The sequence below is a fragment of the Cellulophaga sp. Hel_I_12 genome (assembly GCF_000799565.1).
GTDB lineage: Bacteria > Bacteroidota > Bacteroidia > Flavobacteriales > Flavobacteriaceae > Cellulophaga.
In genome coordinates this window covers 2,711,234-2,723,446 of record NZ_JUHB01000001.1, presented here as the reverse complement: position 1 = coordinate 2,723,446, position 12,213 = coordinate 2,711,234, and the positions used below count along the sequence as shown (strand labels likewise).

Here is a 12,213-nt window from a genome sequence, read left to right as displayed (position 1 = left end):
TTTGGGGCTTTTTAATACTATTTTTAAGGCTGTAATTAGTTAACCACTACAGCGCCTTTGGCATCATATTTAGTTACGCTCACAATTCTACTGTCTTCAAAATCTACTTCTTTACGTTCCTCACCTTTCCAAAAAAACCATTTTCCAGTTTTCTTTCCACTGAAGTATTCTCCCGAGGCTATTTTATTTCCAGCTTCATCGAACATATTCCACTCTCCGTGAAGTTTTCCTTTTAGGAACTCTCCTGTTTGAGCAATTTCTCCATTTTCATGGAAATAGGTTGCTATTACTTTATCGCCATCCTTTGTAAAAGTTGGCTTTGCTTCCTGTGCTGACAATGCCGCAGTGAACATTAATGCTATAAATAAGGATATAATTTTCATGATATAATTTTTAAATTTTTGGTAACCTATTCTTTTTCTCTAACCTTTTCAAATATACAATTATTATGCATTAATCTAACATTTACTTTACATTAAATTTACATTAAAGCTTTATTTATCTGATTTATAGTACTTTAGTAAATAATTTAGAGGCAATAGCTAACTTTCAAAATAGTCTTATTAAATGGTATTTAGCAACAAATACTTAAAGAACTCTTCTCGGCTTTTTATCGGCTTTTTGCCTATTGAACTTTCTAAAGCGATACCATATAACTCAATAGCGTATTCAATAGAACAAAAAACAACTAATTTTCGCTTATTTGCGAAAAGTCTAAATCAGTTCATTAAATTTGTGCACAAATTAAGAAAACCATGTACAGAAGTCATACCTGTGGCGATTTAACAACAGCACAAATAAGTGAAGAAGTTACCCTTTCTGGCTGGGTACAAGGCATCAGAGATAAAGGTTTTATGATTTATATCGATTTAAGAGATCGGTATGGAATTACGCAATTGTATTTTGACGCTGAAAACACCCCAAAAAACATCCTAGAAAAAGCGCAAAGTTTGGGACGTGAGTTTGTCATTCAAGTAAAAGGAACTGTGGTGGAACGTGCTTCAAAAAACCCAAATATCCCTACAGGAGCTATTGAAATTTTGGTCACTGCCCTTACAGTTTTAAATAAGGCCTTAGTGCCCCCTTTTACCATTGAAGATAAAACCGATGGTGGCGAAGATATCCGAATGAAATATCGCTATTTAGATATTCGTAGAAATCCAGTAAAAAACAACTTGATGTTCAGACATAAAGTTACCATGGAAGTGCGTAAGTTTTTATCTGATCAAGGTTTTATAGAAGTAGAAACGCCCTATTTAATAAAATCTACACCTGAAGGCGCCCGAGATTTTGTGGTGCCTAGCCGTATGAACGAAGGTCAGTTTTATGCCCTTCCCCAATCCCCACAAACCTTTAAACAATTGTTAATGGTGGGCGGCATGGATAAGTATTTTCAAATTGTAAAATGTTTTAGAGACGAAGATTTACGTGCCGATAGACAGCCAGAATTTACTCAAATAGATTGTGAAATGGCCTTCGTGGAGCAAGAAGATATTTTAACAGTATTTGAAAACTTAACCAAACATCTATTAAAAGAAATTAAAGGTATTTCGGTTGATGCTTTTCCAAGAATGACCTATGACGATGCCATGCGTACCTATGGCAACGACAAACCAGATATTCGTTTTGGTATGGCGTTTGGCGAATTAAATAGCCTTGCTCAACATAAAGATTTTGGTATTTTTAATGAAGCGGAATTGGTGGTTGGTATTGCTGTTCCTAATGGAGCTGCATACACAAGAAAAGAAATAGATGCCTTAGTAGATTGGGTAAGAAGACCGCAAGTGGGTGCTAAAGGTATGGTATACGCGCGCTACAATGAAGATGGCACGTTTAAATCATCTGTAGATAAATTTTACAATCAAGACGATTTAGCCAATTGGGCAAAAGCAACAAATGCCAAACCCGGCGATTTAATTTGTGTTTTGTCTGGCGAAACAAACAAAACAAGAACACAATTAAGTGCCCTTCGAATGGAGCTAGCTACACGCTTGGGTTTGCGAGATCCAGAAGTATTTGCACCACTTTGGGTGGTTGATTTTCCGTTGTTAGAACTAGATGAAGAAACAGGTCATTACCACGCCATGCACCATCCATTTACCTCTCCAAAACCGGGACAATTAGAATTACTAGATACTGACCCAGGAGCGGTAAAAGCAAATGCCTATGATTTGGTGTTAAATGGCAATGAAATTGGTGGTGGCTCTATTCGGATTCACGACAAAGAAATGCAGGCAACCATGTTCAAGCATTTAGGATTTTCCCCTGAAGAAGCTAAAGCTCAATTTGGTTTCTTGATGGATGCTTTTCAATATGGAGCGCCACCACACGGCGGTTTAGCTTTTGGCTTGGATAGGTTGGTTGCTATTTTAGGAGGGCAAGAAACCATTAGAGATTTTATAGCCTTTCCTAAAAATAATAGCGGTAGAGATGTGATGATCGATGCCCCTGCTTTTATTGATGATGCCCAATTAAAAGAATTACATCTTAAATTAGCATTAAAAGCGTAACTTATAATCCCGATATATTTCGGGATTCTTTTTATAATGACAGTAAAGAAAAAAACTTGGTTTACTAAATTTCTTGTTTGGCGTGTCAAGCATATTTCTGAACGCCAGTTTATTTATTTTTTGAGTATTTTAATTGGCTTTACCTCTGGTATTGCTGCACTAATTCTGAAAAATTTAACCCACTTTTTTCAGCTTTTACTAGAAGGGAATTTAGTACGGTATTACCACCAAGCTTTTTACTTTGTATTCCCCATTATCGGTTTCATTTTAGTGTATTTGGTGATAAAATACGTGATTCGACATAAAGTGAGTCACGGCATCCCTTCAACCCTTTTTGCCATTGCGAAACACAAGGGTATTATGCGAAAATATCAAATGTTTGGCTCATTAATCACAGCACCACTAACAGTAGGTTTTGGGGGATCTGTAGGATTAGAGGGTCCTACCGTAGCCACTGGCGCTGCTATAAGCTCTAATATTTCGAGAATGTTTCATATGAACCAAACTACTCGAAATTTATTGATTGGTTGTGCCGCTGCAGGCGCCATGTCATCTATCTTTAAAGCACCTATTGCAGCAATCATCTTTGCTATTGAGGTGTTTAGTTTAGACTTGACAATTGCTTCAATGTTACCTTTATTGCTCGCTTCAATTTCAGCTATTATTACCTCGTATTTTTTTTTTGGAAATGATATTTTATTGCCTTTTAAGATAGAAGATACGTTTAAAATTAGTGATGTTCCATTTTTTGCGGTATTGGGGATCATTGCAGGATTAACATCTATCTATTTTACCGAGGTTTACGAAAAGGTTCAAAAACTTTTTGATACCATTGGTTCCCCTATAAAACGACTATTATTGGGTGGAATAGGTTTGGGTGCGCTGGTTTATTTTATTCCGCCACTCTACGGTGAAGGTTTTGATGTCATCAACAGCTTGGTTCAAGGAAATACAGCCGAAGTTTTAGCCAATAATATTTTTGGATTTGAAGCCACAAATATTTGGATGATTGTATTGTTGCTTATGGGTCTAGTTGCCTTTAAAATAATTGCCAGTGCCCTTACATTCGGTGCTGGTGGTGTGGGTGGTATTTTTGCCCCTACGCTTTTTATGGGAAGTATCATGGGTAACTGTGTCGCTAAAATAATTAATAACCTAGGTTATTTTAATTTCAAGGTATCAGAAAGTAATTTCACCCTAGTGGGTATGGCAGGGTTAATGGCTGGCGTTTTGCACGCACCTTTGACCGCCATTTTCTTAATCGCTGAAGTTACGGGAGGTTATGAATTATTTATTCCGTTGATGATTACTGCTGCCATTTCCTATGCCATTACTAAATATGCCCATCCACATTCGGTGTACAATATGGAATTAGGCCGCAAAGGCGAACTGATTACTCATGATAAAGACCATGCCGTACTCACTTTAATGGATATTGATAAAGTTATCGAAGCTAATTTTGCGGTTGTACATCCCACAATGACCTTGGGTAATCTGGTTAACGAAGCGGTAATAAAATCGAATCGAAATATTTTCCCTGTCATTGACCCTGATGATCAGCATCTTTTAGGTATTATTCTTTTAGATGATATTCGCTCTATTATGTTTAATCAAAAATTATATGATGAAGTTTTTGTTAGTGATATTATGCATTCGCCACCAGAAATCATAGAGTTAAATACGGATAAAATGACAGACATCATGAAAAAATTTCAAGATAGTGGCGCCTGGAATTTGCCCGTTACCAAAAATAATACCTATGTTGGTTTTATCTCAAAATCTAAATTACTAACGGCTTATCGCAGAAGACTTATTAATTTCACAAAGTAGGTAGCCCCTAGGCCCAAAAAGGGAACTTTAAAAAAATGCGTACAGCTTTTAAGCAGAAAAATATTTTCAAGGCAAAACTATTTATAATTAAAATTCTAAAAAAAATAATTTTTTTTGTGACCTTAGGCATTCGACTTTTGACTTTTGACTTTTGACTTTTGACTTTTGACTTTAAACATATGAAATACATCATCACACTTATACTATTAGCGTCTTTTGGCAGTATTATTTACGGATTTTCTATTTTAGACGAGCAGATGCCTTTGGCACATAAATATATTGGTTTTGGTACTGTAGGCATCTTTTTAGTGGCTATGCCCCTATTTTTAATTTCTGTAAGCCAAGGAAAGAAATTGAAAGACTATATGCTAAATGAAGAAAACATTCGAAAAATGCGAGATCAAACCCTTAAAAAGACTGATAACCAGCAAGGTAAAGATTGATTTTTTAGGATAAATTAAATATTTTTCTTAAAATATTATACATTTGTAGTATTATTTATTTTAAATTTTTATTCAAATGACCGGAACAGTAAAATTTTACAATGTATCTAAAGGCTACGGATTCATTACCAACGACAAAACAGGAAAAGACATTTTTGTACATGCTACTTCTCTAAATGGCGCCGAACTTAATGAAGGTGACAAAGTAGAATATGCAGAAGAAGAAGGGAAAAAAGGTATTGTTGCTGCACAAGTTGAAGTAATAGGTTAAATACCGTATTTCTGAAAAAAATTAAAAAGGGCAACATCAATTATAGTATTTGATGTTGCCCTTTTGTACTTTATTTGAATACTATTATTTTCTTTTTTGACTAAAGAATCGTTGTAATAATTCAGATGCTTCTGCAGCCAAAACGCCTCCTTCAATTTTAGTTTTAGGATGTAATTTTGTGCCCATAACGCTGCAACCACGTTGCTCATCTTTTGCTGCATAAACAATTCTTGAAATTTGACTCCAATACAAAGCTCCTGCACACATTTGGCAAGGTTCTAGACTTACATACAAGGTGCAATCTTTTAAATATTTACCCCCTAAAAAGTTAGCCGCCGAGGTTATCGCTTGCATTTCTGCATGTGCTGTAACGTCGTTTAATTGTTCTGTTAAATTATGGGCTCTTGCAATAATCCGATCTTGCACAACAATTATAGCACCTACAGGTACTTCTCCTTTTTCAAAAGCAGTTTCAGCTTCTTGCAAGGCTTTTTTCATAAAATAAGTATCGTCGAAGGGCAGTAGCATAGAACCAATTTAAACCTTATAAATTTTTGGAAAAGTAAACAATTTTTTACTTAATGTAATTGAATACGGTTCAAAGTTGTTCTTTATAAAAACCCCCACATACCTTATCAGATGATTAAAAAAGAGCTTAAGGCATTATTTAAGAAAACAACCGAAAGGTTGCTTATGATAAACCACCAAAATCAGTACTTTTGTAATTAATCTTTTTTGCATTGGGTAGTTTATTAGAAAAAATACATGCGCCTATTGATCTTCGTTTGCTTAAACAAGAAGATTTGCCCCAACTTGCGCATGAACTGCGTGACTTTATCATTGATATAGTCGCTACTAAAGAAGGCCATTTAGGCGCCAGCTTAGGTGTTGTAGAATTGACCATAGCTTTGCATTATGTGTTTCATACGCCCGAGGATATACTGATTTGGGATGTTGGCCACCAAGCCTACGGGCACAAAATACTCACAGGAAGAAAAGAAGTTTTTGCAACCAACCGACAATTAAACGGTATTAGTGGTTTCCCAAAACGCAGTGAAAGTGAGTTTGATGCCTTTGGAACAGGACACAGCTCTACTTCTATTTCGGCCATTTTAGGTATGGCTATTGCATCACAGATAAAAGGTGACTTTAACAAGCAGCATATTGCCGTAATTGGTGATGCCTCGATTGCTAGTGGCATGGCGTTTGAAGGGTTAAACCATGCAGGAGCCACCGATTCGAATATTTTAATTATTTTAAATGACAACGCCATTGGTATTGATCCCAGCGTTGGTGCTTTAAAAAAATACTTGACCAATGTTAAAAAAGGTACCGCTAAAGACGAAAATATTTTTGAATGTTTAAACTTCAAGTACTTTGGTCCTATTGATGGGCATGATCTACCCTTAGTTATAGCAACTTTAGAGCGCTTGAAAAAAGTGAAAGGACCCAAGCTTTTACATTTAATAAGCACGAAAGGTAAGGGCTTACAAAAAGCGGAAGAAAATCAAGTAGTGTATCACGCTCCCGGAAAGTTTGATAAAAAAACAGGCGATTTAATCCAAAATTCTACTGCTTTCGAACCTGCTAAATATCAAGATGTATTTGGGTATACGTTAGTCGAATTAGCAAAAATCAATACGAAGATTGTAGGTATTACTCCTGCAATGCCCACAGGCAGTTCCTTAAAATTTATGATGGAAGCAATTCCTGAAAGAGCTTTTGATGTTGGTATTGCCGAACAACACGCTGTGACCATGGCGGCAGGAATGGCAACTCAAGGCTTAATTCCGTATTGCACTATTTATTCTACCTTTTTGCAACGCGCCTACGATCAGGTAATTCATGATGTGGCGCTACAAAATTTACCTGTAATTTTTTGCTTAGACAGAGCTGGCTTAGTGGGCCAAGATGGTGCTACACATCACGGTGTCTACGATATAGCCTTCTTACGATGTATTCCAAATTTAATAGTATGCGCCCCCATAAATGAACTAGAACTCAGAAATATGATGTTTACAGCGCAATTAGGCCTAGAGCACCCCATTGCCATACGCTACCCAAGGGGTCGCGGAGTGTTAAAAAAGTGGCAGCTTCCGTTTGAAAAAATTGAAATTGGAAAAGCCCAAGAATTAAAAATTGGCACAAAAATCGCGGTTCTCACCATGGGTGCTATTGGGAATATGGCAGCAAAGGTGATTAAAGAATATGCTGAATCCTCAATTATTGGCCATTATAACATGCGTTTTGTCAAGCCTTTAGACACTATAATGCTAGACAAAATTTTTAATACCTACGAGCATATCATCACTATTGAGGATGCTTGTAAAATAGGAGGTTTCGGAAGTGCTATTTTAGAATTCGCCAATGCCAACAAATATCAAAAGCCAATAACTATTCTAGGCATAGAAGACGTTTTTATTGAACATGGCACTACTGCAGAATTGCATGAAGCTACTAAAATTGATTCGTCATCATTAATTTTAAATCTAAACCATATAATTCATGCTTTTAAATAGGTTAAACTATATCCTTTTTACGGTGTTTTGTGTTGGCTTTTTAAACCTAAATGCGCAAGATAGTATTCCTCCTACTCAGGAAGTTGATTCTATTAAAATAGATACTATTGTCATTAGAGCCTTTCAAGATAGAATCAAAAACATTCCTCGTGGTGCCAACTTAACCAATCCGGTTATCTCATTTAAAAAAACAAAACCTCTAAAAAATAAATACAACAGATTTAGAATTCCTTCATTTTGGGATTCACAAAATAAAATTGGTTTTAACTTTAGTGAGGCTGCCTTTGTGAATTGGAATTCTGGTGGTAATAACTCTGTAACGGGCCTTGCACATGCCAAGTTTGTCAGAAACTACAAATTCAGATACATACAATGGAATAATGATTTAGAAATACGATATGGATTAAACGCACAGGAAGATAGGGAGCTTCGTAAAACGGAAGATGTTATTAGGTTTAGCTCTACTTTTGGTTTTCGTAGAGATACCATAAGCAATTGGTACTATTCGGTAAAAACTAATTTTAATACGCAATTTACAAACGGCTTTAAATACCCAGATACTGAAAACCCTATTTCTTCATTTATGGCTCCAGGCTATCTGTTTTTAGGAGGTGGAGCTTCATACATTCCTGAAGGCAAAAAATTTGATCTCTATATTTCACCCTTGACTCAAAAAGCAACATTTGTTTTAAATCAAGAATTGGCGAACAGAGGTGCCTTTGGTGTCAAAAGAGCTGTTCGGGATATAGATGGAAATATTATTGAGGAAGGTAAAAAGGTATATATGGAACTTGGGTTTTTAGTGACAAATACCTGGGAGAATGAAATTGCAAAAAACATCACCTTAAATCACAGGTTGAGTTTATACTCTGATTATTTAAATAGTTTTGGAAATATAGATGTCGATTGGGAATTGAATTTTAATTTAAAGGTAAACAAATACATTAGTACCAGCTTTGGCACTCATGTTATCTATGACGATGATATTTTATTTGACGAACAAAAAGATGCCAATGGTGCTATCGTTCAAAATGGAGTTCCTAAAATACAGTTCAAACAAATTTTAGGTGTGGGTTTATTGTATGATTTTTAATACAATAGTTGATGCTTGTTAGTTCCTAAAAATAAGTTTCAATGGTAAAAAGTTACTTTGCATTTTACCGTGATCAATTCAAGGAATTTAGCCTTATTTTCATGATATTTTAATTTTTTGACTTTTGACATTCAACATTCGACTTTTAACGCTACAAGTGTTTCCCCATAATTTTATTGTGAATATAAACCGCCGCACTGTCAGACAAACTCGCCACGTAACAACAACTATTTAGTACTATATCATACACTGAAATATCATCTGTTGTTTGATACACTTCTGGCAAGGTTTGTATTAAAAGAGAATCATAGTTTGATGCATGACCTGTTTTTTTATGGATCAAAGCAGTCGTATAAACATCTAAAATATCTGAGATTATTTTATAACCTGCAATTTCTTTATCCAACACTTCCTGAGACTGATAAATTTTTTCGACACTAATTTTTATGATGTCGGCAATTTGTGCTTTATAGTTACTTTTATCCAACAGAGAAACCGTAAATTCTCCCTTTAGAATAGCTTCTTCGTTCTCTAAAAACACAGCAACGGCATCGGCAATTAAAGTATTTATCGCTAGTGCACGCAAGTAACTCAAACGGTCTTGCATATGCACCATAGCGTTGTATTTTTTAGTATTAATGCTGTCTTTTACCAATTTAATCAAATATTCTAAAGCAAATTCTTCAGAAATTAAACCCAAATTAATACCGTCCTCAAAGTCTATAATCGTGTAACAAATATCATCAGCAGCTTCCACCAAAAAAGTCAAAGGATGTCTTGAAAAACTTAGGTTTTCTCCTGTTCTAGTTTGTACCAACCCCAACTCTTGAGCAACTTCAATAAAGGCATCTTTATCGCCTTGAAAAAAACCAAATTTTTTGTCCGCGATATGTTCTGATGGTTTTTTGGGTAAACTTTCTTTCGGGTACTTCATAAAAGCACCCAAAGTACCATAACTGAGTCTTAGCCCCCCTTCAACACCTTCTCTTGAAGCTGTTAGAAGTCTAAATCCGTTAGCATTTCCTTCAAAATCGATGATGTCTTGATACTGTTTTGCAGTAAGTTGGTCTTTATATTTTTCTCCTTTTCCTGAAATAAAAAATTCGCCAATCGCCTTTTCTCCGCTGTGCCCGAACGGCGGATTTCCAATGTCGTGCGATAAGGCAGCAGCGGCAACAATCGCTCCAAAATCGTTGATTTGAAACCCCTGTATCTCTTTTAAATAGGGATGCTTTTCTAATATTTTTTTTCCAGTAATGCGCCCTAGGCTTCGTCCCACTACCGAAACTTCTAAACTATGGGTTAGTCTGGTGTGTATAAAATCGGTTTTTGAAAGTGGAATTACTTGTGTTTTATCTTGTAAACTTCTAAACGCGGATGAAAATATAATTCGATCGTAATCGACTTCAAAACCTAAACGAGTTTCATCTTGTTCTTTTCGCAATCTTTTATGTGTATCACCTTGCCGTTTTAACGAAAGTAATTGTTCCCAATTCATTGACTTATTTTTTGTGCAAGATACATTTTTTTAAAACGAGCATATTCATCGTAAAGGTATATTCATGACTGTACCTTAATATAGCGCTAACCTTATATTAACATCTATGACTTTACTTTGTAATTGAAATCATAGATTTATTAAAATGTCTAAAACATTACTATTTAGCTTTTTTATTTTAAGTACCGTGTGCATATTTTCACAAGAAAACGCCGTTATTACCGGGAACTTATCTGACGAAAATTATGACCGTGAGCCACTTTTATTTGCAACGGTGAAATTAAAAAACACCTGTAGAGTTACCCAAACAAATTTTCATGGTAATTTTGAGTTTTCTGATCTGGCACCAGGCACTTACACCCTTGTTTATAGTTTTTTAGGATACGACACAAAAGAAGTAAGCATTCACGTAAAAAACAATGATATGCTTAGGGTTAATCACCAATTGAGCCAAAAAAACATACTTCACCAACCCCTTACTTCCGAACATGTAGCGGCAGACACAAGCGAAAAACTAAAGCGAAAGAGGTAAAAAAAAACATATTAGCTTAATGATTCCTTAAACTTAAGCTTACTTTAAATTAGCAGTAATTCTCGAAATTTGTTCATGTCTTAAGACTAAAGTGAGTTCATTGTACACATTGGTTTTTGTCGACTAAGTATTTGAATATCACAAGCTACCTTTGGCCAAGGTAGCTTTTTTTTGTATTATTTAGTCAACTAATAACATTCACAAAACATTAACTTAACATTGGTTTTGGTTCTTTGTACCCGACAAAAACCAAGTATCATGAATAGTGCTTATAGGACCATGGTCCTACTATTATTTTTAATCCAAGCGTCCCATGCTCAAGAAACAGCCAACACCTCTTTTGGGAAAGGTATTTTTAATATCGTAGCGAAAGACAGTACTTGGAGCATGAAAATTGCCACAAGAATGCAAATTTTAAGTGTTTTTAATTACGAAAAAAACACGAATGGCGAATTCATAAATCAACCTTCTGATTTTGCGATTCGACGAGCACGTTTAAAATTTGATGGCTTCGCCTATTCCCCTAAATTAGAATATAAAATAGAATTAGGACTATCCAATCAAGATATATCTGGAGGCTCTATATATACAGGTAATGCTCCTAGGTATATTTTTGATGCTGTTTTGATGTGGAATTTTTATGAAAATTTTGAGTTATGGCTAGGCCAAACAAAACTACCAGGGAATATAGAACGTGTTATTTCTTCAGGAAATTTGCAACAAGTAGATCGTTCTTTATTAAATAGAAGTTTTAATATTGATCGTGACATGGGTATTCAACTTCGGCATAAAACAAACCTCTCAAAGAAGTTTTTAATGCGTGAAATATTAGCCATTTCGCAAGGTGAAGGCAGAAATATTACGGTTGGTAATTTTGGAGGTTACCAATACACTACCCGTTTAGAGCTTTTGCCCTTTGGAACCTTCGAAAGTGGAGGAGATTACAGTGGTGCTGATTTAAAAAGGGAAGAAAAAGCTAAGTTACTTTTAGCAGTTACTTATGATTTTAATAATAACGCCGTAAAAACTAGAAGTAACCAAGGTAGTTATATGTTAAATGATACTGGTTTTTTTGAAACTAATATTAATTCACTTTTTGTAGATGCCATGTTTAAGTACCAAGGCTTTTCTTTTATGGGAGAGTATGCCTTAAGAAATGCTGATGATGCCCTTGCTAAAAATGCTGACGGCACGCTTACGGGCGACACGGTAGAGGTAGGTAGTGGTTTAAATCTTCAATCGGGGTATCTTTTTGAGAATAATTGGGAAGTTTCGGGAAGGTATACAAACGTTACCTTAGATGAAATAAGCATCGGTGAACGTATAGAAAATCAATATACGGTTGGACTTTCAAAATATATTGTTGGCCATAAATTAAAAGTTCAAACAGATTTAAGTTATCTTACCATTGTTAACAATCCTGATGAACTCATGTATCGCCTACAAGTAGATATTCATTTTTGATAAAAAAATAACTTTAACCTAACATTATATTTGTATTTTCCTTTAATATTTGC

At 35.2% G+C, this 12,213-nt stretch carries 11 protein-coding genes; 8 read left to right on the top strand and 3 right to left on the bottom strand.

Going from position 1 to position 12,213, the window contains the following annotated elements; genetic code table 11:
* Positions 1-35: 35 nt before the first annotated feature.
* Entirely contained in the window at positions 36-383 is a 348-nt protein-coding gene (locus GQ45_RS11780) for a toxin-antitoxin system YwqK family antitoxin (RefSeq protein WP_047418200.1), read from the bottom strand.
* Between the two features lie 372 nt (positions 384-755).
* Between GQ45_RS11780 and aspS the strand changes: the two genes are divergently transcribed.
* From aspS to GQ45_RS11760, 4 genes are all read left to right on the top strand, one after another.
* Positions 756-2,510: an aspartate--tRNA ligase gene (aspS, locus tag GQ45_RS11775; RefSeq protein ID WP_047418193.1), complete on the top strand. Its 1,755-nt coding sequence runs from the start codon at positions 756-758 to the stop codon at positions 2,508-2,510.
* A 36-nt stretch (positions 2,511-2,546) separates the two neighbouring features.
* On the top strand, positions 2,547-4,340 hold the full coding sequence (locus tag GQ45_RS11770; RefSeq protein WP_047418190.1) for a chloride channel protein: 1,794 nt from the start codon (positions 2,547-2,549) through the stop codon (positions 4,338-4,340).
* Positions 4,341-4,519: 179 nt separating this feature from the next.
* Positions 4,520-4,783, top strand: a complete 264-nt coding sequence (locus GQ45_RS11765; RefSeq protein ID WP_047418189.1) for a hypothetical protein — start codon at positions 4,520-4,522, stop codon at positions 4,781-4,783.
* A 76-nt stretch (positions 4,784-4,859) separates the two neighbouring features.
* The gene (locus GQ45_RS11760; RefSeq protein WP_047418186.1) at positions 4,860-5,054 is read left to right on the top strand and encodes a cold-shock protein; all 195 of its coding nucleotides are present in this window, start codon (positions 4,860-4,862) and stop codon (positions 5,052-5,054) included.
* Positions 5,055-5,138: 84 nt separating this feature from the next.
* Here the strand turns inward: GQ45_RS11760 and GQ45_RS11755 are convergent, their stop codons facing one another.
* Positions 5,139-5,582: a nucleoside deaminase gene (locus tag GQ45_RS11755; protein ID WP_047418182.1), complete on the bottom strand. Its 444-nt coding sequence runs from the start codon at positions 5,580-5,582 to the stop codon at positions 5,139-5,141.
* Positions 5,583-5,794: 212 nt separating this feature from the next.
* Between GQ45_RS11755 and GQ45_RS11750 the strand changes: the two genes are divergently transcribed.
* A complete protein-coding gene (locus GQ45_RS11750) occupies positions 5,795-7,573 on the top strand; it encodes a 1-deoxy-D-xylulose-5-phosphate synthase (RefSeq protein ID WP_047418179.1) in 1,779 nt (592 codons plus the stop codon).
* A complete protein-coding gene (locus GQ45_RS11745; protein ID WP_047418177.1) occupies positions 7,560-8,666 on the top strand; it encodes a DUF3078 domain-containing protein in 1,107 nt (368 codons plus the stop codon). The genes GQ45_RS11750 and GQ45_RS11745 overlap by 14 nt, the downstream gene beginning before the upstream one ends.
* 151 nt (positions 8,667-8,817) lie before the next feature.
* Here the strand turns inward: GQ45_RS11745 and dgt are convergent, their stop codons facing one another.
* Positions 8,818-10,164 (bottom strand): dGTP triphosphohydrolase, encoded by a 1,347-nt coding sequence (gene dgt / locus GQ45_RS11740; protein ID WP_047418174.1) that lies wholly within the window; start codon positions 10,162-10,164, stop codon positions 8,818-8,820.
* 145 nt (positions 10,165-10,309) lie between these two features.
* On the opposite strand from dgt, the gene GQ45_RS11735 reads away from it, so the two are divergent.
* Entirely contained in the window at positions 10,310-10,696 is a 387-nt protein-coding gene (locus tag GQ45_RS11735) for a carboxypeptidase-like regulatory domain-containing protein (protein WP_052188208.1), read from the top strand.
* Between the two features lie 258 nt (positions 10,697-10,954).
* A complete protein-coding gene (locus GQ45_RS11730; RefSeq protein WP_047418172.1) occupies positions 10,955-12,160 on the top strand; it encodes a porin in 1,206 nt (401 codons plus the stop codon).
* Positions 12,161-12,213: the final 53 nt, after the last annotated feature.